This is a genomic window from Actinophytocola sp. (assembly GCF_035942955.1).
Taxonomy (GTDB): domain Bacteria; phylum Actinomycetota; class Actinomycetes; order Mycobacteriales; family Pseudonocardiaceae; genus DASYTH01.
This window is the reverse complement of sequence record NZ_DASZCQ010000102.1, coordinates 15,080-35,373: the sequence shown is the minus strand read 5'-3', so window position 1 is coordinate 35,373 and position 20,294 is coordinate 15,080. Positions and strand designations below refer to the sequence as shown.

Sequence of the window (20,294 nt, the reverse complement as noted above, 5' to 3'; positions counted from 1 at the left end):
ACCCAACCCAACCCAGGCCGGCGCCGAAGGCGCCCGGCGGCCTTGCCCGAGCTAGAAAACACAGCCCGAGCTAGTAAACACGGAAGCCCTTGCCGGACTTGCGGCCGAGGCGGCCGGCGGTGACCAGGTGCTCGAGCAGGGGCGCGGGGGCCAGGCCGGGGTCGCGCAGCTCGTAGAACAGGGTGCGCTCGATGGCAAGGGACACGTCGAGGCCGACCACGTCGAGCAGCTCGAACGGGCCCATCGGCAGGCCGCAGCCCACCTTCATCGCGGTGTCGATGTCGTCGGCCTCGGCGTAGTGCGCCTCGAGCATCTTGACCGCGTCGTTGAGGTACGGGAACAGCAGCGCGTTGACGATGAAGCCGGCCCGGTCGCCGCAGTGCACCGGGTGCTTGCCGATGGCCCGGCAGACCGCGTGCGCGGTGGCGATCGCGTCCTCGGCGGTCGAGATCGTGTGCACCACCTCGACCAGCTTCATCACCGGCGCCGGGTTGAAGAAGTGCAGACCGACCACATCGGACGGTCGCCCGGTTGCCGCGGCGCAGGCGATCACCGGCAGCGAGGACGTGGTGGTTGCCAGCACGGCGCCGGGCTTGACCACGTCGTCCAGCGCGCCGAACACGGCCTGCTTGACCGCAAGCTCCTCGGCCACCGCCTCGACGACCAGGTCGCAGTCGGCCAGCTCCTCGAACTCCACCGCAAGACGGATCCGGCCGACCACGGCTTCCCGGTCCGCTTCGGACAGCCGGCCCCTGGCCACCTGCCGGTCGAGCGACCGGCCGACCTTGCCGAGCGCCGCCTCCGCCTTGTCCGCCGACCGCGCGCGCAGCACGACGTCGAAACCCTTGCGCGCGAACACCTCCACGATGCCGGTGGCCATGGTGCCGGTGCCGACGACGCCGACCGTGCGCACCTTTCGCGGCGTGGCCCGGGTTCCGGTGCCGTCGCGCGGGGTCTCGGCGTCGGGCACCACGGTCGGTGAGTCCGGCGCGTCGTAGGTGTAGAAGCCGCGGCCGGTCTTGCGGCCGAGCAGACCCGCGGTGATCATCTGCTTGAGGATCGGCGCAGGCGCGTGCAACCTGTTGCGGGACTGGTGGTACATCGTCTCGAGGATCTCGTACGCGGTGTCGAGGCCGATCAGGTCGAGCAGCGCCAGCGGGCCCATCGGGTAGCCGCAGCCCAGCCGCATCGCGGCGTCGAGGTCCTCCCGGGTGGCGTAGCGCGACTCGTACATCGACACGGCGTGGTTGAGGTAGCCGAACAGCAGGGCGTTGGCGATGAACCCGGCCCGGTCCCCGATCACCACCGGCTCCTTGCCGAGCCGCTGCAGGAACGCGACCATGTCGGTGATCACGTCCGGCTCGGTGACCACGGTGCGGACCACCTCGACGAGCTTGAGCACGGGCGCCGGGTTGAAGAAGTGCGTGCCGACGACCTTGCCCGGCCGTCCGGTGTGGACACCGATCTCGGTGACCGACAGCGAGGACGTGTTCGACGCCAGGATCACGTCCGGCCGGCAGATCCGCTCCAGCTCGTTGAACACCGCCGCCTTGCGCTCGAGGTTCTCCGGGATCGCCTCGATCACCAGGTCCACGCCGGCGAGGTCGGCCAGCGCGGTGGTGTAGCTGATCCGGCCGAGCAGCTCGGACCGGCCCCTGGCGTCCAGCTTGCCGTGCGCCACCGCGCGGTCGGTGGAGTGCTCGATGTGCCCCCGGCCGCGCACGACGCCGGCGGAGTCGATCTCGACGCCCACCACGTCGATCCCGGACCGGGCGAGCACCTCGGCGATGCCGGAGCCCATCGTGCCCAGCCCGACGACCCCGACCGCCCTGAACTCGCGTGCCACCGCAACCTCCGCCGTGCCGGTTTCTCGGGCACCTCGGATGCTACCTGCCAGTAACAAAGCCGGCCGGCCAGGTATGGCTCACGTCACGGTGGAACGGCTACTCGTCGAATCTCCGGTCGGCGAGGTCGCGGACGCGGCGCAGCGCCTCGGCGGCCTGCGGGCCGGCGGCGGAGACCCGGACGGTGTCGCCGCCGCGGGCGCCGAGCGCCATCACCGCCAGGATGCTGCGGGCGTCGGCCTGCTTGCCGGCGAACGCGACGGTCACCTGAGCGTCCACATCGGACACCGAGCGGGCGAGCAGCGCGGCGGGCCGGGCGTGCAGGCCGATCTCGTTGGTCAGCGGGATCTCGGCGGTTTCCTCGGCGGATACTTCGGCGCCGCCGGCGGCCTCCTCGACGGCCTCGCCCCGCATTGCGGCCGCCGCGACGGCGGCGAGATCGGCCCCACCCTGTGCGGCGACGGCGGCGGCGACCGCGCCCTCGACCAGGGGCGCGTCCACGACCACGGCGCGGTCCGGCTCGGCAAGCGCCTCGACGGCCAGGTCGGCGATCATCTTGGCGCTGCCGAGGTCGTAGAGCAGCACGACGCCGGCGCCGTGCTCGGCCCGGTCGAGCGCGGCGGACACCGCCTCGAGGTCGGTGCCGAGGCCGCCGTCCGGGGTGCCGCCGGCCGGGACCAGCGTGACGTCGGGCGCCATCTGGGCGGCCAGCTCGGCGACGCCGCCGGCCAGGATCGCGCTGTGCGACACCACGACCAGGCCGACCCGGACCTGGCTCATGCGCCGGGCTCGCGTGCCGAGTCGGCGAACGAGCGCAGCAGCAGCGCGGTCGACCGGGCGCCGGGGTCGAGGTGGCCGGCGCTGCGCTCGCCGAGGTAGGACGCCCGACCCTTGCGGGCAACGAGGGGCACGGTCGTCTCGGCGCCGGCCTCGGCCGCGGCGGCCGCGGCGGCCAGCACCTCCGCAATGTCCCCTGTGGACTCCTCGGCCGCGCGCACCGCCGGGTCCAGCGCGTCGACCATGGTCTTGTCACCCGGCGCCGCCTTGCCCCTTGCGACCACCCCGCCGAGCGCGGCCCGCAGGGCCCCGGTCACCGCGGCCGCCGTGACCTCGCCGTCCGGCAGCGCGCCCGCCGCGCGCAGGAACGCCGTGCCGTACAACGGTCCGGCCGCGCCGCCGACCGTGGAGATCAGGGTCGTTGCGGCCAGCTTGAGCACCGCAGCCGGAGTGTCCGGTGTGGACGAATCCAGTTTGGACACGATGGCGGTGAACCCGCGCCGCATGTTCTCGCCGTGGTCGCCATCGCCGATCGCCCGGTCGAGCCGCACCAGCTCGTCGCGGTGCTCGGCGATCACCGCGGCCGCGTCCCGCAGCGCCGCCGCGACCCGCTCCGCCGTGCAGCCCATGTCAGCCGCCCCACCGCAGAGCGGGGGTGTGCACCGGGGCGTCCCACAGCTCGAGCAGCTCGTCGTCCACCTTGAGCAGCGTCAGGCTCATGCCCTGCATCTCGAGGCTGGTGATCAGCGGGCCGACCAGGCGCCGCTCGACCACGATGCCCCGCTCGGACAGCAGCCGCTCGGCGATCCCGTGCGCGAGGTACAGCTCGATCAGCGGGGTGCCGCCCATCGAGTTGGTGAACAGCAGCACGCGGTCGCCGCCGGTGAACGGCAGGTCCTCGACGATCGGTTCGAGCAGCCTGGTCACGATGCCGTCGGCGTTCTCCAGCGGCATCCGGGCCCTGCCGGGCTCGCCGTGGATGCCGATGCCCACCTCCATCTCGTCGGCGGGCAGATCGAAGCTGGGCTCGCCGACGTGCGGCACGGTCGGCGCGGTGAGCGCCATGCCCATCGAGCGCACGTTGCCGATCACCGTGCGGGCCAGCCGCTCGACGGCGTCGAGGTCGTCGCCGCGCTCGGCGGCCGCCCCGACGATCTTCTCCAGCAGCACGGTGCCGCCGACGCCGCGGCGGCCGGCGGTGTACAGCGAGTCCTTCACCGCGACGTCGTCGTCGATCACCACCGTGCGCACCGGGATGTCCTCGGCCTCGGCCAGCTCGGCCGCGGTCTCGAAGTTCAGCACGTCCCCGGTGTAGTTCTTGACCACGAGCAGCACGCCGGCGCCACCGTGCGCCTCCTGCACCGCCGCCTGCACCTGGTCGGGCGTCGGGGAGGTGAACACCGCGCCGGGGCAGGCCGCGTCGAGCATGCCCCGGCCGACGAACCCGCCGTGCATCGGCTCGTGCCCGGAGCCGCCGCCGGAGATCACCGCCACCTTCCCCCGCACCGGGGCGTCGGCCCTGACGACGACCGCGGGCTCCTCGATCACCCTGATCAGATCCCGGTGGGCCATGGCCATCCCGCGCAGGGACTCGGCCACCACGGTCGACGGGTCGTTGATGATCTTCTTCATACCGGCCTCCTGACGATCACCAGGACCCTACTTCCTTGAACCTCACCGCGGCTCGGACGTCCTGCGAGTGATATGAACGATTTCGGGAAGCTGTGGACGGCCGGGACGATCTCCAGCCTGGGCGACGGCGTCACGGTCGTCGCCGGCCCGCTGCTCGCCGCGGCGCTGACCAGGGACCCGGTCCAGGTGGCCGGGCTGATGGTGGCCGAGCAACTGCCCATGGTCGTCTTCACGCTGCCCGGCGGCGCCATCGTCGACCGGGTGGACCGCCGGCTGCTGATGTCCGCCGCCAGCGTGGTCCGGTTTGCCTGCCTCGGCGCGCTCGCCCTGCTCGTGGCGACCGGCCAGGCCAGCCTGCCGGTGCTGTACGCGATCTTCCTGGTCATCGGCTGCGCGGCCGTGCTCTACGAGAACGCCTCGATGACCGCGGTCCCGGCGGTGGTCGGGCCGGACGAGCTGGAGCGCGCCAACGGCCGGATCCTGGCCAGCCGCACGCTGTGCAACTCCCTGCTCGCCCCGGTGGCGGCCGGGTGGTTGTTCACGATGTCGCCGTGGACGCCGTTCGCCGTGGACGCGGTCGCGTTCGCCGTGGTCGCCGTGCTGGCGAGAGCGCTGTCTCGTTCCGTGGGCAGGGTTTTCCGGGATTCGGGGGTGACGTTGCGGGCCGCGATCGCCGAGGGAGTGCGCTGGCTGCTGCGGCATCGCCTGCTGCGCACGCTGGCCGTGACCGTCGCGCTGTCCAACGTGACCCTCGGCGCGATGATGTCGATCATGGTGCTGGTCGCCCAGGAACGGCTCGGCCTCGGCTCGGTCGGCTACGGCATCCTGCTGGCCGGGACCGCCGTCGGCGGGATCATCGGCGGGCTGATCGCGCCCCGGGTGGTCCGCCGGCTCGGCCCCGGCACCGTCTTTCGCCTCGACCTCGTCGTCGAGGCCCTCACCCAGCTCGGCCTCGCCCTCACCCGCGACGCCGTGGCGGCCGGCATGATCATCGCCACGCTCGGCCTGCACCTCATCGTCTTCTCCACGGTGAGCGCGTCACTCCGCGCGACCCTCACCCCGTCCGGGCTCCTCGGCCGGGTGCACAGCGCCTACCGCCTGCTGTCCAACGGCGGCCTGCTCCTCGGCGCCGCGCTCGGCGGCGTCCTCGGCCGCTACTTCGGCCTCACCGCCCCGTTCTGGGTAGGAGCGGTCCTGGTCTCGGCGGTGACCCTCTGGGCCTGGCGGGTCCTGAACAACCGCGACATCCACGCCGCCCGCGCGGCTGCCCGATCGGCCGTTGGCTGCGAGCCGGGCACGACCGACCATCGAACCCATGACTGACCTCGACATCCGCTACACCATCGGCGGCATGAGCCAGCCCAACGAGACCGCCTGCTGGGCGACCGCGCTCGCAATGCTGATCAACTACAGCGAGGGCGCCAACTACGACCCCGAGACCCTGGCCCAGGAGGCCGGCTACAGCATCGAGGCGTGCAACGGCTGGGACGCCATCTACGCCATCGCCGAGAAGCACGGCCTCTACGGCGAGGGCGCGGCCAGCCGCACCATCGAAGGCTGGGCCGAGCTGCTCCAGTCCTACGGTCCGCTGTGGCTCGTCGTCGACGGCGTCCCCTCCCACGCCGTCGTCCTCAACGGCGTCTACGGCGACGGCTCCGAGGACGGCACCAAGTTCGTCGTCACCGACCCCTGGTACGGCGAGCAGGAGAAGACCCTCGCCGAACTCGACTCCGACTTCGGCGGCGCCGCCGGCAAAGTCGGCGAAAACTTCCAGATCATGCACCGCTGAGCCGTCGGGAACGCTATATCAGCGAGCGGGCGCCAAGGTTGGCAAAGCCCACCAGGTGGCTGACGTCCAACGGCAAGTCCTTGCGAGTGGTTTCCCGATCGGAGTTGGTGTGGTGCACGAATGCCTGAACGCCATCGGGCCGAACAACCGCGACCGACTCGGATACGGCACCGATATCCTCGATCCAGGACCTAAGACGAGTCACCCGAGTCCCGTCGTCGAGGACTGTCGACTCACACCAAGCGGTGTCCATAGACGGCGGGCACTCACCGTGACGTGACCGATCTGTGCTCCAGTAGACTTCGACGTAAAAGTAGGTGACACCGAGCCGATCACGCAGGTTCGCTAATGCGACAAATCTACCGTCGCTCACAAAGAACTCGAACGGCTCGTGGTAATAGAGTTCGTTGCCCCTATCAAGGGTCAAGCCGTCCGGGATGAGCTGAGAATCGCGAAAAGCGCTCGTCAGTCGAGAGGCTACTTTCTGTGAGGCTGGATCAAGCGGCGTCGGATCGGCGATCTCGGGAGGTGGCTCTTGCGCCTGCGCGGGGATTACCTCGCCCTTGGCCGGCGGACGTCCACCCTGCCTGAGCGGTCCATCAGAGGCTATCGCCGTGCTCAGGGTCAAGCCAACGATGATGAACAAGGCTTGCCGGCATCGCGATGCGACAGTCCGACCTGGTCTGAATATGTGCCCGGAATAAGGCGCGAGTCCCAGTGCAATCGTGAGCAACGCGAGGGCAGACCACGAGAACAGGTTCCCATGATCTCCCGTTGCCACATTGGTGAAGACGCCGATCGCCGATACGATAGCGGCTATGGTTATGCTCTTCGCGAGAGTTAATCGGCTCCCCTGATCAACCACTGATCCATCTTAGAACAGCCGGAACTCGTCGGGTTCGATGCCGCGGAGGGTGTCGTAGTCGAGGGTGACGCAGCGGATGCCGCGGTCCTCGGCGAGGGTGCGGGCCTGCGGGCGGATCTGCTGGGCGGCGAAGATACCGCGCACCGGCGCCAGGAGCGGGTCGCGGTTGAGCAGGTCGAGATAGCGGGTGAGCTGCTCGACGCCGTCCAGCTCGCCGCGGCGTTTGATCTCGACGGCGTGGGTGACGCCGGTGTGGTCGCGGCAGAGGATGTCGACCGGGCCGATGGCGGTGGGGTACTCGCGGCGGATGAGGGTCCAGCCGGCGCCGAGGGTGTGGATGTGGGCGGCGACGAGTTGTTGGAGGTGGGCCTCGACGCCGTCCTTGACCAGGCCGGGTTCGGCGCCGAGGTCGTGGGTGGAGTCGTGCAGGACCTCGTCGAGGGTGATCGTGAGGCGTTCGCCCGACTTGTTGGCGACGGTCCAGGTGCCGGGCTCCTCGGTCAGCCAGCAGGGCGGGCTCATCCAGTTGAGCGGCTTGTAGGCGCGGTCGTCGGAGTGGACGGAGACCGAGCCGTCGGCCTTGACGAGCAACAACCGGGTGGCCATGGGCAGGTGGGCGGTGAGCCGACCGGCGTAGTCGACCTGGCAGCGGGCAATCACGAGGCGCACGCGGGCAGGTTATCCGGCTGAGGGAGGATCGCCGGCATGGAAGCCCTCGACTCGCGACTGGTGTACGCGAACGCCTGGATGACCGTGCGGGAGGACGCGGTGCGCCGGCCGGACGGCTCCGACGGCGTGTACGGCGTGATCGACAAGCCGGACTACGCGCTGGTCATCCCGCGGGACGGGGAACGGTTCATGCTGGTGGAGCAGTTCCGCTACCCGGTCGGGCGGCGGCGCTGGGAGTTCCCGCAGGGCACGGCGCCGGACCGGGCGCGGGTCGACCCGGCCGAGCTCGCGGCGCGGGAGCTGCGCGAGGAGACCGGGCTGCGCGCCGGGCGGATGGAGGAGATCGGCGCGCTCGACGTGGCGCCCGGGATGTCCAGCCAGCGCGGCCGGGTGTTCCTGGCCACCGAGCTGACCGAGGGCCCGCCGGACCGCGAGCACACCGAGCAGGACATGCGCTGCGCCTGGTTCACCAGGTCCCGGCTGGAGGAGATGATCACCAGCGGACAGCTCAGCGACGCGCAGTCGGTGGCCGCGTACGCCCTACTCCTGCTGCGGCACTAACCCGGCGTCCCTGGCGAGCATCGCGCGGATGGGTCATGGTGTCGTACCTCCGGGGCAGGATGGCGGGCGTGCGCTACTCGATCAATGTGCCGAACTTCGGCGAGCTTGCCGATCCCAGGGTGGTCGCCGACCTGGCGGTGGCCGCGGAGGAGGCCGGCTGGGACGGCTTGTTCGTCTGGGATCACGTGCATTACCGCAGGTACCGGGACCGGCCGTTCGCCGACCCCTGGATTGTGCTCGCCGCCGCCGGGATGGTGACCACGCGGCTCCGGCTGGGGCCGCTGATCACACCGGTGGCGCGGCGCCGGCCGGTGAAGCTGGCCAGGGAGATCACCACGCTGGACGTGCTGACCGGCGGCCGGCTGGTGCTCGGGGTGGGGCTCGGCGGCCCGGCCGAGGACGAGTTCGGCAGCTTCGGCGAGCCGACCGACCTCAAGATGCTCGCCGAGCGGCTGGACGAGGGCCTCGAGGCGGTCATGCTGCTGCTGAGCGGGGAGCCGGTGAGCTATCACGGCCGGCACGTCACCCTGGACGACGTCCGGTGCCTGCCGACGCCGGTGCAGCGGCCGCGGGTGCCGGTGTGGGTGGCCGGCCGGTGGCCGACGAGGGCGCCGTTTCGCCGGGCGGTCCGGTGGGACGGGGCGGTGCCGCTGTTCCCCGGCTACGCCGGGCAGCCGCCGCCCTCGGTGGCCGACGTGCGCGAGCTGGCGGCGTTCCTGGCCGAGCGCCGGGCCGCCGATGGCCGGGCGGGTGAGCCGTTCGACCTGGTGGTGGGCGGCCGCACCGGCGGCGACCGGGCCCGCGAGATCGTCGCGGAGCTGGCCGAGGCGGGCGCCACCTGGTGGGACGAGCGGATGCCGTTCGACGACACGCTGGACCGGGCCGACGGCTACCGCAAGCGGATCGAGCAGGGGCCGCCGCGGGTGTGACCAGCACGCCGCTGCTGGACGTGGCGCTGCTGATCGCGACCGTGTTCGACCTCGGCCGGGGCGCCACCGCGTCCTGGGTGCACGGCGTGCCCGACCGCACCGCGGCCCTGTGGCAGTGGATGGGCCGGCTCACCCTCGTGCTCGGTATCTGGTTCGTCGCCGGTCCGCTGTGGACGATGCGCACCCCGCGGCGCGCCGCGGACTGAGGAACGTCCGCCAGTAGGGTCGTGGCGTGCGGGACCTTCTTGAGCGCGAGGAGCCGCTGGCCGTGCTGCGCGACGGCGTGCGCGCGGCCGGCCGCGGCCGCGGCGGGCTGGTCCTGATCGGCGGCGAGGCCGGGATCGGCAAGACGACGCTGGTCCGGCACGTGGCCGCGGAGGTCGGGTCCGCCTGGCTCGGGGCGTGCGACCCGCTGGAGACGCCGCGGGCGCTGGGTCCGCTGCTGGACATGGCGCCGGACATCCTGGCCGGGTCGCCGTCCCGCGGCGAGGTGCTCACCGCGGTGCTCGCCCGGCTGTCCGAACCGGACGCCCCGGCGCTGGTGATCGTCGAGGACCTGCACTGGGCCGACCAGGCCACGTTCGACCTGCTGCGGTTCCTCGGCCGGCGGGTGGACCGGCTGCGCACCCTGCTTGCCGTCACGTTCCGGGACGACGAGGCGCCGGCCGGCTCACCCCTTGCGGTGTTTCTCGGCGACCTGGCCACCACCCCCGGCGTCACCCGGCTGACCCTGCGGCCGCTGTCGATCGAGGCGACCGGCGCGCTGGTCGGGGATTCGGGCGCCGACGCACGGTCGGTGTACGAGCGGACCGGCGGGAACCCGTTCTTCATCAACGCCGTGCTGGCCAGCGGCGGGGACGAGGTGCCGGCGACCGTGCGGGAGGCGGTGCTGGCCCGGCTCGCCAGGGTCGCGCCGGACACCAGGGCGGCGCTGGAGACGGCCGCGACCTTCGGCCCGCGGGTGGACCCGGCGGTGCTCGGCGTGGTGCTGGACGCCCTGGACATTCCCCGGTGGACGATGCGCGACGGGGTGTTCACCGGGCTGCTGCGCTGGCAGGCCAAGCTGCTGGAGTTCCGGCACGAGCTGGTGCAGGCGGCGATCGCCGAGACCACCGCGCCACGCCGCAGGCAGCGGCTGCACGGCGCGATCTTCCAGGTGCTGCAACGGATCTCGCCGGAGGCCAGCGCCGAGCTCGCCCGGCACGCCGAGGGCGCGGGCGACGACCGGGCGGTGCTCGAGCTGGCGCCGCGGGCGGCCGAGTGGGCGGCCGGGCGGGCCGCGCACCGGGAGGCGACCGCGCTCTACCGCAAGGCCATCGACCGGGCGCGGGAGGAGCCCGCCGCGGTGCGGGCGGACCTGCTGGAGAAGGAGGCGGCGCAGCGCTACCTCGCCGGTGAGCTGGCCGCGGCGCGCGACGGGCACCGGGCGGCGGCCGCGGTGTACCGGACCCTCGGTGACCGGCTCGGCGAGGGCCGCAACCTGGTCCGGGTGTCCGCGCTGTCGTTCCTGACCGGCAACTACGCCGACGTGGACCCGGCCGCCGGCGCGGTGGAGTCCGTGCTGGCCGGGCTGCCGCCGAGCCGCGAGCTGGCCATGGCCTACGACAACCAGAGCCGGCAGCGCTTCATGGCCGGGGACGCGGCGGGCGCGGCGGACTGGGCCGGCCGGGCGCTCGCGGTGGCCGAGCAGCTCGACGACCCGGACCCGCTGCTGACCGCGCGGATCAGCCTGGCCGGCGCCCGGCTGTCCGGCGGCGACCTCGCGGCGATCGCGGACCTGCGCGCGCTGCTGCGGTCGGCGCACACCATGCGGCACGCCGACGACGCCGCGAGGGCCATGCTCTACCTCGGCTGGCTGCCGATCCAGCACCGGCACTACGCCGGCGTCGAGGCCGTCCTTGACCGGGGCCTCGCGTTCACCACCGAGCGCGGGATGCCCTACTGGGAGCAGCTGATCGCCGGGGCGCGGGTGACGTTCCTGCTCGACAAGGGGCGCTGGGCCGAGGTCGAGCCCGCCGCGCTCGGGCTGCTGAACCTCGAGCACTGCAACACGCTGACCACGATGCACGCGCTCGTCGCGCTCGGCCGGGTGCGGGCGCGGCGCGCGGAGCCCGACCCGCACGGGTTGCTCGACCGGCTCCGCGACCTGGCCGTGCGGCACCACCAGGCCGACCTGTTCACGCTGGCCTCGCCGGCGCTGGCCGAGGCGGCGTGGCTGGCCGGCGACGCGCGGGCGGTCGTGCGGGAGGTCCGGGACGCGCTCGAGCGCGGGTCCGGTGTGGAGAATCCTTGGTGGCTCGGGGAGTTGGCGTGCTGGGCACACCGGGCCGGCGCCTCGCCGGACCTCGCCGGGCCGGTCGCGGAGCCGTACCGGCTGGCGCTTGCCGGCGACTGGGCGGCCGCGGCCGAATGGTGGTCCACCCACGACTGTCCCTTTGAGACCGCCGTGGCGCTGTCCGCGGGCGACCAGGCCGCGGTGGCGGAAGCCGTCGGGATGTTCGACCGGCTCGGCGCGCGGGCGGCGGCCGCGGCGGGCCGGCGGCGGTTGCGGGAGTTGGGGGTCGCCGCGATCCCGCGCGGGCCGCGGGCCGAGACGGCCGCCAACCGGGCGGGGTTGACCCGGCGGGAGTCCGAGGTGCTCGACCTGCTCGCGCTCGGGCTGACCAACACCGAGATCGCGCAACGCCTCTACCTGTCCGGCAAGACCGTGGAGCGGCACGTGTCCGCGGTGCTGCGCAAGCTGGACGCGCGCAGCCGGGCGGAGGCGGTCGGCGCGGCCCGGCGGGTCGGCGTGCTGCCGCCAAGTTGAGGGTGCCCGCGGCCCAAGTTGAGGATGCCGCACCGATTTCCGGATGCCGCGGTGGGCCATAGCGTTCTCTCCACAGTGTTCCTGACCTGAGGAGAGAGACGATGGGCAACCCGGTTGCGTGGTTCGAGGTGGTCGGCCAGGACGGCGCGAAGCTGCGCAGCTTCTACGGCGGCGTGTTCGGCTGGGAGATCAGCGAGAGCGATCCCGACTCCGACTACGGCCTGGTGGCCGCGGCGGACAAGGGCATCGCCGGCGGCATCGGCCGCAGCCAGGACGGCGGCCCCGGACACGTCACGTTCTACGTGGAGGTGGACGACGTCGCCGGATATCTGTCCAAAGTGGAGGAAATGGGCGGCAAGACCGTGGCGCCGCCGATGGAGATCGAGGGCTGGAACCTGACGATCGCGTTCTTCGCCGACCCGGAGGGGCACCTCGTCGGGCTGTCCAAGGGCGCCATCCAGTGATTCCCGGCGTGGACTTCGAGCTGGACACGTTCCACCTGGAGATCCTGACCAGGGGCGAGAAGTCCGCCGAGCTCGACCCCGACACCGTCGAGCGGCTCTTCACCGAGCACATCGACTACCGGGTGAAGCTGCGCGCCGACGGGGTGATGCTGGCCGCGGGCGCCGTGGTGGGCGCGGTGGCCAGCCGGAACGTCGAGACCGGCAACCCCGTCGTCGGCCTCGCTTTCTGGCGCGTTCCGCGGGAGCGGATCGAGGAGCTGATCGCCGACGATCCCGGCGTTCGGGCCGGTCTCTACCGGGCCGAGCTCGTAGAGTACGTCTGCCCCAAGGGGGCGCTGCGATTCGAGGAGCCATGATGGACACCACCGACCTGCGCAAGGCGTACGCGGAGTTCCTCGCGGTCGCCGAGGCCGGGGGCTTCGGCCCGCCGCCGCCCGGCGAGTGGGACGCGGCGCGGCTGCTGGCGCACATCTACTCCGGGCACAACCAGATCGCCAGCGTCGCGTTGCGGATCGCGGCCGGCGAGCGGGCCGCGTACGACAACCGGCCGTCGCTGGACGAGTGGAACCTGCGCCGGATCGTCGACGGGGCCGGCGACCTGGCCGGGATGATCGACCTGGTCCGGCGCGGCGCCGAGATCTACTGCGCGGTGGCCGAGCAGCTCCCCGACGCGGTGCTCGACCACCCGGTGCCCGTCCTGATCATCTCCAACGACGAGCTGATCGTGGACGAGCCCTGGCCGCTCGCCCAGCTGGTGCGGGGAGTCGGGGCGGTGCACCTGCCCCGGCACGCCGACCAGCTGCGCAAGCTGGTCGCCTAGTCCGGCCAGATCGGCTGGCGCTTCTCCAGGAACGCGGCCATTCCCTCGCGGGCGCCCGGCAGCTGGGAGGCCGCGGCCATCACCTCGATGGCGATCGCGTAGGCGTCGGCCTCCGGGCGGTCGAGCTGGGCGTAGATCGTCTGCTTGCCGAGCGCCTTGCTGGCCTTGCTGCCCCGGGTGGCCCTGGCGAGCAGCTCGTCGACCGCGGCGTCGAGCCGCTCGTCCGGGACCACCCGGTTGACCAGGCCCCATTGCTCCGCGGTGCGGGCGTCGACCACGTCGCCGGTGAGCACCAGCTCCATCAGGCGCTTGCGGCCGATCGAGCGGGCCACCGGCACCGCGGGCGTGTGGCAGAACCAGCCGCCCTTCCCGCCGGGCAGGGCGAAGCCGGCGGACTCGGCGGCGACGGCCAGGTCGCAGGAGGCCACGAGCTGGCACCCGGCGGCGGTGGCCAGGCCGTGCACGCGGGCCACCACGACCTGCGGCACCGACTCGATCGCACGCATCAGCTCGGTGCACAGCCGCAGCAGCTCGCGCACGCCGGTCAGATCGCGGGCGGCCACGTCGGCGAAGTCGTGCCCGGCCGAGAACACCGGGCCCTCGCCGGCGAGCACGATCCCGGTGGCGTCCGACTCGCCGGCGTCCCGGAACGCGTGGAGCAGCTCGGCCAGGTGATCGGCGGACAGGGAGTTGCGGCGGGCGGCCCGGTTCATCGTGATCCGCACCGTGTCGCCCTCCCGCTTGACCAGGAGGTGCTGGTAGTCCGTCATGCTCTCAAATTACGCCAGCCCGTTGGCCGCGCGGACCACGGTGACGATGTCGTCGACCATGTCGTTGATCTGGTAGTCCTTCGGCGTGTACACCCGGGCGACGCCGCGCTCGGTCAGCGCGGCGGCGTCCTCGGGCGGGATGATGCCGCCGACGATGACCGGGATGTCGCCGGCGCCGGCGGCGCGCAGGCCGTCGATCACCGCGGGGACCACCTCGACGTGCGAGCCGGACAGGATGGACAGGCCGACGACGTGCACGCCCTCCTGCACGGCGGCCGCGACGATCTGCGCCGGGGTCAGCCGGATGCCCTGGTAGATCACCTCGAAGCCGGCGTCGCGGGCGCGCACGGCGATCTGCTCGGCGCCGTTGGAGTGCCCGTCGAGGCCCGGCTTGCCGACCAGGATGCGCAGCCGCTGCCCAAGCTCGTCGCCGGTCGCCCGGACCCGCTCGCGGACCCGGGCCAGGTCGGCGCCGGCCTCCCCGGCCGCGGACGCGCCGGAGACCCCGGTCGGCGCCCGGTACTCGCCGAACACCTCGCGCAGCGCGGCCGCCCACTCCCCGGTGGTGACGCCGGCGCGGGCGCAGTCCAGGGTGGCGTCCATGAGGTTGGTGGTCGTCTTCGCCGCTTCCCTGAGCACGTCAAGCGCCTTGTCCACTTCGGACTGATTGCGCTCGGCCCGCCACTTGCGCACCGCCTCGATCGCCTGCCGCTCAACCGAAGGGTCCGGCAGGTGGATGATCTCGGCGCCCTCGGCCTGCAGCGGGCTGGGCTCGGTGGTGTCGAAGCGGTTCACGCCGACGACGATCTCCTCGCCGGACTCGATCCGGCGTCGCCGCTCGGCGAGCGAGGCCACCAGCTGGGTCTTCATGTACCCGCTCTCCACGGCCGCCTCGGCGCCGCCCATGGCCAGCACCCGGTCGATCTCCGCGCGGGCGCCGGCCACGATCTCGTCCACTTTGGACTGAATCACCGTCGAGCCGTCGAAGATGTCCTCGTACTCCAGCAGATCCGTCTCGTAGGCCAGCACCTGCTGCATGCGCAGCGCCCACTGCTGGTCCCAAGGGCGGGGCAGGCCGAGCGCCTCGTTCCACGCAGGTAGCTGGATCGCGCGGGCGCGGGCGTTGCGGGACAGCGTCACCCCGAGCATCTCCAGCACGATCCGCTGCACGTTGTTCTCCGGCTGGGCCTCGGTCAGCCCCAGCGAGTTCACCTGCACCCCGTACCGGAACCGGCGCTGCCTGGCGTCGACGATGCCGTACCGCTCGCGGGTGACGTCGTCCCACAGCTGCGCGAACGCCCGCAGCTTGCACAGCTCCTCGATGAACCGCACGCCGGAGTTGACGAAGAACGAGATGCGGCCGACCACGTCGCCGAACTTCTCGGCCGGCACCTGCCCGGAGTCGCGCACCGCGTCGAGCACCGCGATCGCCGTGCACATCGCGTAGGCCACCTCCTGCACCGGCGTGGCCCCGGCCTCCTGCAGGTGGTAGCTGCACACGTTGATCGGGTTCCAGCGCGGCACGTTGGCCACCGCCCAGGCCACCATGTCGGTGATCAGCCGCAGGCTCGGGCCGGGCGGGAACACGTAGGTGCCGCGGGACAGGTACTCCTTGATGATGTCGTTCTGCGTGGTGCCGGTCAGCTTCGCGACGATCTCGTGCCAGTCCCGGCCCTGCTCGGCGGCCTGCTCCTGGGCGACCGTGATGTACAGCGCGAACAGCCACATGGCCGTCGCGTTGATCGTCATCGAGGTGTTGGCCTCGGCCAGCGGGATGTCGGCGAACAGCGCGCGCATGTCGCCGAGGTGGCTGATCGGCACGCCCACCTTGCCGACCTCGCCCCTGGCCAGCTCGTGGTCGGGGTCGTAGCCGGTCTGCGTCGGCAGGTCGAACGCGACCGAAAGGCCGGTCTGCCCCTTGGCCAGGTTGCGCCGGTACAGCGCGTTGGAGGCGGCGGCCGAGGAGTGGCCCGCGTAGGTGCGCATCACCCAGGGACGATCGCGCTCGCGGTCGGTGGGGAACGGCATCGTGGCACCTCCCGTACTGCGTGTCGAACAAGTTTACTGGCCGGTAACCACGTTCGCGGGGGTGCCATTCCTCACAGGCGCTGGCGGACAATGGGCGGGTGCCCACGTACACACTGCTGGTGCCCCTCGCGGCCATCGGGGTGTTGGCCCTGGTGCTGCGCTGGGCGCTGAGCCAGGACACCGACGAGGCGCACCGCAAGGACTACGGCCTGCTGCGCGAGGTCGCCAAGGTGCCGAGCCCGACGGCCGCCCGGGTGGTCGAGCAGCGCCTGCAGGAAGCGGGCGTGCGGTCGACCACCGTGCCGGCCGAGGACGGCAACGGCATGCGGATCATGGTGTTCCCTGGGGACGAGAACACCGCGATCCAGGCTCTCCTCCGCGACTAGCCCGCGTGTTTGCCGCTCACGTCGCCGTGTTGGCGTCGTGCGCGGCCAACACGGCGACGCCAGGCGCCAACACGGCGACGCCAGAGGCCAACACGTCGGACTAGGGCCTTGGGTGCACCACGCCTGCTGAGGTGCCGCCGCGCCGGGTCGGCTCGCCGGCGGCGATGACCTCGCCGTGCGGCAGGAACTCCAAACCCGCGGCCACCCCGATGCTCGTCTGGGTCGTGAACGTGTGGCCGAGGGCCATCAGCGCGGGGCCGACCGCCGCCTGGAAGGCCGGTTCGGCGACGGTGGTCGGGGTGTTGCGTTGCGTGGCCCTGGGTGCCGCGATCGCCTCGGGCAGGGTCATGCCGAAGTCGATGCGGTTGAGCAGGATCTGGATGACCGTGGTGATGATGGTCGAGCCGCCCGGCGAGCCGACCGCGAGGAACGGCCGCCCGTGCTTGAGCACGATCGTCGGCGACATCGACGAGCGTGGGCGCTTGCCGGCGTCCGGCAGGTTCGGATCCGGCGCACTGCCCTGCGTCGGTGTGAAGTTGAAGTCGGTCAGCTCGTTGTTGAGCAGGAAGCCCCGGCCGGGCACCACGATGCCGGCGCCGCCGAGCGACTCGATGGTGTTGGTGTAGGAGACCACGTTGCCCCACCGGTCGCTGACCGCGAAGTGGTTGGTGTGCATGCCTTCCTCGCCCGCGGCCACGCCGGCCGACGGCTGCGGGCACTGCCCGGGGCCGAACGGGTCACCGGGCGGCACCGGGCTCGTCGCCGCGTGGTCGGGGTCGATCAGGCAGGCCCGCTGCCTGGCGAACCGGTCGGAAAGCAGCTGGCGCTGCGGCACGTCGACGAAGGCCGGGTCGCCGATGTAGCGGTTGCGGTCGGCGAAGGCCAGCCGGGTCGACTCCAGGTACCGGTGCAGCGCCTGCACGCGGTCCAATTCGGACAGGTTGGACCGCTCGAGGATGTTCAGCGACAGGCCGACCGTGATGCCGCCCGACGAGGACGGCGCCATGCCGTAGACGTCGAGGCCGCGGTACCGCATGTGCGTCGGGTCGCGGTCGATGGTGCGGTAGGCGCGCACGTCGTCCAGCGTCATCCGGCCGGGGATCGGGGTGATCGTCGCGTCCGGCGCGAGCGGCAGGTTGCGCACCGCGTCCACCATGTCGCGCCCGATCGGGCCGCCGTAGAAGGCTCCGATGCCGCGCCGGGCGATCTCCCGGTAGGTGTCGGCCAGGTCGGGGTTGCGCAGCACGGTGCCCACCGCGGGTGGCGCCCCGCCCGGCAGGAAGAGGTCCCTCGTCGAGGTGAACTGGGCGAACCGCTGCTGGTTTCCGACGATCTGGTCGCGGATGGCGGTGTCGACGACGAAGCCGGCGTCGGCGACCCGGATGGCCGGCTGCAGGTTCTGGGCCAGGCTGAACCGCCCCCACCGGTCCAGCGAACGCTGCCAGGTCGCCAGCATGCCGGGCACGCCGACGCTCAGCCCGCTGGTCACCGCGGTCGCGAAGGCGTAGGGCTGGCCGGTCGCCGGGTCGATGAACAGGTTGGCGTCGGCCGCCCGCGGCGCGGTCTCCCGGCCGTCGATCGTGAACACCCGGTGCCGGCGGGCGTCGTAGAACACGAAGTAGCCGCCGCCCCCGAGGCCGGCGACGAACGGGTCGGTCACGCCGAGCACGGCGGCCACCGCCACGGCCGCGTCGGCGGCGGTCCCGCCCCGGCGCAGCACCTCGAGGCCGGCCTCGGTCGACTCCAGCGTGTCGGAGACGACCGCACCCCCGAATCCCCTGGCCAACGGCTGCTCGGTGGCCTGCGCGGCGGCCGGTGTTGCCGCGACCAGGCCTGCCCCGACCAGCAGACCGACGAGTAAGAACGAGCTGATCCGGCGGGAACGCACGGCAGGGCTCCTTCGGCGAGGGAACAGGTCCCCTTGTTCTACCCCCGTGCCAAGCCCGGCGCTAGGCACGCTCCGGTTCGGCGTTGACCCGGCGCACGTCGGCGCCCAGATTGGTCATGTTCTCCACGAACAGCGGGTAGCCGCGGTCGATGTGGAAGACGTCCCACACCTCGGTGGTCCCCTCGGCGCACAGCCCGGCCAGCACGAGGCCGACGCCGGCGCGGATGTCCGGCGCCCACACCGGCGCGCTGGACAGCCGCTCGACCCCGCGCACCACCGCGTGGTGCCCGTCGGTGCGCGCGTCCGCCCCGAGCCGCACCATCTCCTCGATGAACCGGAACCGCGCCTCGAACAGGTTCTCGGTGATCATCGACGTCCCCTCGGCGATCGAGGCCAGCGCGATCGCGAACGGCTGCAGGTCGGTGGCGAACCCCGGGTACGGCAACGTCACGAAGTCCACCGCGGTCGGCCGGTCCGCCTGCCGCACCCGGAACTCCTGCGAGTCGGTTGGGGGCGGGGCTCCGTCCCTGCCGCCCGCAGGGCGGAGGGGGTGGGAAGGCACTGTGACGTCGGCGCCGGCCATGCGCAGCTTCTCCAGCACCAGGTCCAGGTGGTGCGGGTCGACGCCCCGGACGGTGACGTCGCCGCGGGTCATGGCCGCGGCGAACGCCCACGTCGCCCCCACGATCCGGTCGCCGATCACCCGGTGCTCGGTCGGCTGCAGCGAGTCGACCCCGTGCACGGTCAGCGTCGACGTCCCGGCGCCCTCGATCTTGCCGCCCATCTGCTGCAGCATCGTGCACAGATCGACGATCTCCGGCTCGCGCGCGGCGTTGTCGATCACCGTGGTGCCGTTGGCCAGCACCGCCGCCATCAGGATGTTCTCGGTGGCCCCCACGCTCGGAAAGTCCAGCCAGATCTGCGCCCCGTGCAGGCCCTTCGCCTCGGCCACCACGCAGCCGTGATCGATCTCGCTGTGCGCGCCCAGCTGCCGCAGCCCGTTCTGGTGCATGTCCAGCGGCCGCGAGCCGATCGCGTCCCCGCCCGGCAGCGCCACCACCGCGCGCTTGCACCGGCCGATCAGCGGTCCCAGCACGCAGACCGACGCCCGCAGCTTGCCCATCGACGCCGAGTCCGCCCGGTGGTTCAGCTCCCCCGGCGTGGTGATCACGACGGTGTCGCCGTCGATCTCGACCACGCAGCCGAGGCTGCGCAGCACGTCGGCCATCAGCGGCACGTCCAGGATCCGCGGGCAGTTCGTCAGCGTCGTGGTGCCCTCGGCAAGCAGCGCCGCCGCCATCAACTTGAGCACACTGTTCTTGGCGCCCACCACGTCGACCGCACCGACCAGCCGCGCGCCACCGTGAACCCGAAAGTGCTCCGTCACGAACGCCCATCTTGCCTGCCGGATCGATCACGCTCACCGGCGGGGGCGAGGTGGTCCCGCTCGTCCGGCCGGGTTACCCTCCCGCCTTTGTGAGCCTCCTGCCGCGACTCGTCAGCCCCGCGGGGTTCGTGCTCGCGCTGCTGCTCTTCCTGTTCCCGTTCGTCGCCGTCTCCTGCGAGGCCCCCGGCCTGGGCTCCATCGAGGTCAGTTACACCGGAGCCGACCTCGCCACCGGCGGCGACCCGAGCGTGGAGACCGTCGGCGACTTCGGCCGCGAGGCCGGCGATCCCGTCCAGGACAACGAGAACCCGCCCGACCCGGGCGCCCGGCTGCTGGCCATCCTCACCCTGCTGCTGATCTTCACCGGCCTCGCCGTTTCGTTCCTGCCGACCGCCCGCTTGCGCCTGGTCGGCGCGGTGTCGGCGGCCGCCCTGGCCGGGGTCATGCTGGTCGTCACCGAGTCGGTCGCCCAGTCCAACCTGGAGTCGTCGCTCATCGAGACCGCCCGCCAGGAAGCCTCGGCGCCGGGCGAGGAACCCTTCACCCTCACCAAGTCCATCGCCGACGACATGGTCGAGCCCCGCGTCGGCTTCTGGCTGACCCTGATCGTCCTCGCCCTCGTCCTGCTGGCCAACCTCGCGCTCGCGATCCGCGCCCGAACGCGGCAGTAGTGTGG

21 protein-coding genes are annotated in these 20,294 nt (G+C 72.3%); 11 read left to right on the top strand and 10 right to left on the bottom strand.

All coding sequences use genetic code 11. The features are described from left to right. Positions 1-70: 70 nt before the first annotated feature. From VGX25_RS10500 to dhaK, 4 genes are all read right to left on the bottom strand, one after another. On the bottom strand, positions 71-1,846 hold the full coding sequence (locus VGX25_RS10500) for a 3-hydroxybutyryl-CoA dehydrogenase (RefSeq protein ID WP_326917453.1): 1,776 nt from the start codon (positions 1,844-1,846) through the stop codon (positions 71-73). 97 nt (positions 1,847-1,943) lie between these two features. Continuing rightward, positions 1,944-2,624: a dihydroxyacetone kinase phosphoryl donor subunit DhaM gene (dhaM, locus tag VGX25_RS10495; RefSeq protein WP_326917452.1), complete on the bottom strand. Its 681-nt coding sequence runs from the start codon at positions 2,622-2,624 to the stop codon at positions 1,944-1,946. After that, a complete protein-coding gene (gene dhaL, locus VGX25_RS10490) occupies positions 2,621-3,250 on the bottom strand; it encodes a dihydroxyacetone kinase subunit DhaL (RefSeq protein WP_326917451.1) in 630 nt (209 codons plus the stop codon). Before dhaL ends, dhaM begins: the two co-directional genes overlap by 4 nt. A gap of 1 nt (position 3,251) precedes the next feature. Then, positions 3,252-4,253, bottom strand: coding sequence for a dihydroxyacetone kinase subunit DhaK (dhaK, locus tag VGX25_RS10485; RefSeq protein WP_326917450.1), 1,002 nt, complete (start codon positions 4,251-4,253; stop codon positions 3,252-3,254). A 72-nt stretch (positions 4,254-4,325) separates the two neighbouring features. On the opposite strand from dhaK, the gene VGX25_RS10480 reads away from it, so the two are divergent. Together VGX25_RS10480 and VGX25_RS10475 are read left to right on the top strand one after the other, a co-directional pair. Beyond that, entirely contained in the window at positions 4,326-5,576 is a 1,251-nt protein-coding gene (locus tag VGX25_RS10480) for an MFS transporter (protein ID WP_326917449.1), read from the top strand. Next, positions 5,569-6,042 carry a papain-like cysteine protease family protein gene (locus tag VGX25_RS10475; RefSeq protein ID WP_326917448.1) on the top strand — a complete coding sequence of 158 codons (474 nt, stop codon included), beginning with the start codon at positions 5,569-5,571 and terminating at the stop codon, positions 6,040-6,042. The genes VGX25_RS10480 and VGX25_RS10475 overlap by 8 nt, the downstream gene beginning before the upstream one ends. Before the next feature lie 13 nt (positions 6,043-6,055). On the opposite strand, the gene VGX25_RS10470 is transcribed toward VGX25_RS10475, so the two are convergent. Further along, positions 6,056-6,670: a hypothetical protein gene (locus VGX25_RS10470; protein WP_326917447.1), complete on the bottom strand. Its 615-nt coding sequence runs from the start codon at positions 6,668-6,670 to the stop codon at positions 6,056-6,058. 246 nt (positions 6,671-6,916) lie between these two features. Further along, positions 6,917-7,576 (bottom strand): endonuclease NucS, encoded by a 660-nt coding sequence (gene nucS, locus VGX25_RS10465; RefSeq protein WP_326917446.1) that lies wholly within the window; start codon positions 7,574-7,576, stop codon positions 6,917-6,919. Positions 7,577-7,612: 36 nt separating this feature from the next. Here nucS and VGX25_RS10460 point away from each other — a divergent pair, with 36 nt between their 5' ends. The 7 genes from VGX25_RS10460 (at position 7,613) to VGX25_RS10430 (ending at position 13,159) form a co-directional block, all read left to right on the top strand. Beyond that, positions 7,613-8,137, top strand: a complete 525-nt coding sequence (locus VGX25_RS10460; protein WP_326917445.1) for an NUDIX hydrolase — start codon at positions 7,613-7,615, stop codon at positions 8,135-8,137. A gap of 35 nt (positions 8,138-8,172) precedes the next feature. Then, complete coding sequence (locus VGX25_RS10455; protein ID WP_326917444.1) at positions 8,173-9,066, top strand: LLM class flavin-dependent oxidoreductase; 894 nt, start codon at positions 8,173-8,175, stop codon at positions 9,064-9,066. After that, positions 9,063-9,272, top strand: coding sequence for a hypothetical protein (locus VGX25_RS10450; RefSeq protein WP_326917443.1), 210 nt, complete (start codon positions 9,063-9,065; stop codon positions 9,270-9,272). The genes VGX25_RS10455 and VGX25_RS10450 overlap by 4 nt, the downstream gene beginning before the upstream one ends. Before the next feature lie 26 nt (positions 9,273-9,298). Then, the gene (locus tag VGX25_RS10445) at positions 9,299-11,875 is read left to right on the top strand and encodes an ATP-binding protein (RefSeq protein ID WP_326917442.1); all 2,577 of its coding nucleotides are present in this window, start codon (positions 9,299-9,301) and stop codon (positions 11,873-11,875) included. Between the two features lie 101 nt (positions 11,876-11,976). Next, positions 11,977-12,339, top strand: a complete 363-nt coding sequence (locus VGX25_RS10440; protein ID WP_326917441.1) for a VOC family protein — start codon at positions 11,977-11,979, stop codon at positions 12,337-12,339. An 8-nt stretch (positions 12,340-12,347) separates the two neighbouring features. Beyond that, positions 12,348-12,695 (top strand): YciI family protein, encoded by a 348-nt coding sequence (locus VGX25_RS10435; protein WP_326917440.1) that lies wholly within the window; start codon positions 12,348-12,350, stop codon positions 12,693-12,695. Next, positions 12,692-13,159 (top strand): hypothetical protein, encoded by a 468-nt coding sequence (locus VGX25_RS10430; RefSeq protein ID WP_326917439.1) that lies wholly within the window; start codon positions 12,692-12,694, stop codon positions 13,157-13,159. The genes VGX25_RS10435 and VGX25_RS10430 overlap by 4 nt, the downstream gene beginning before the upstream one ends. Here the strand turns inward: VGX25_RS10430 and VGX25_RS10425 are convergent. After that, positions 13,156-13,929: an enoyl-CoA hydratase-related protein gene (locus VGX25_RS10425; protein ID WP_326917438.1), complete on the bottom strand. Its 774-nt coding sequence runs from the start codon at positions 13,927-13,929 to the stop codon at positions 13,156-13,158. The two genes, VGX25_RS10430 and VGX25_RS10425, sit on opposite strands and share 4 nt — an antisense overlap. Positions 13,930-13,938: 9 nt before the next feature. Further along, positions 13,939-15,957 carry a protein meaA gene (locus VGX25_RS10420; RefSeq protein WP_326917437.1) on the bottom strand — a complete coding sequence of 673 codons (2,019 nt, stop codon included), beginning with the start codon at positions 15,955-15,957 and terminating at the stop codon, positions 13,939-13,941. A gap of 98 nt (positions 15,958-16,055) precedes the next feature. Between VGX25_RS10420 and VGX25_RS10415 the strand changes: the two genes are divergently transcribed. Further along, positions 16,056-16,343, top strand: a complete 288-nt coding sequence (locus tag VGX25_RS10415; protein WP_326917436.1) for a hypothetical protein — start codon at positions 16,056-16,058, stop codon at positions 16,341-16,343. A gap of 100 nt (positions 16,344-16,443) precedes the next feature. Here VGX25_RS10415 and ggt read toward each other — a convergent pair whose 3' ends face one another. Together ggt and murA are read right to left on the bottom strand one after the other, a co-directional pair. Further along, complete coding sequence (ggt, locus tag VGX25_RS10410) at positions 16,444-18,231, bottom strand: gamma-glutamyltransferase (RefSeq protein ID WP_326917435.1); 1,788 nt, start codon at positions 18,229-18,231, stop codon at positions 16,444-16,446. A 61-nt stretch (positions 18,232-18,292) separates the two neighbouring features. Further along, positions 18,293-19,618 (bottom strand): UDP-N-acetylglucosamine 1-carboxyvinyltransferase, encoded by a 1,326-nt coding sequence (murA, locus tag VGX25_RS10405; RefSeq protein ID WP_326917434.1) that lies wholly within the window; start codon positions 19,616-19,618, stop codon positions 18,293-18,295. Between the two features lie 89 nt (positions 19,619-19,707). Between murA and VGX25_RS10400 the strand changes: the two genes are divergently transcribed. Further along, positions 19,708-20,289 carry a hypothetical protein gene (locus tag VGX25_RS10400; protein ID WP_326917433.1) on the top strand — a complete coding sequence of 194 codons (582 nt, stop codon included), beginning with the start codon at positions 19,708-19,710 and terminating at the stop codon, positions 20,287-20,289. Positions 20,290-20,294 lie beyond the last annotated feature (5 nt).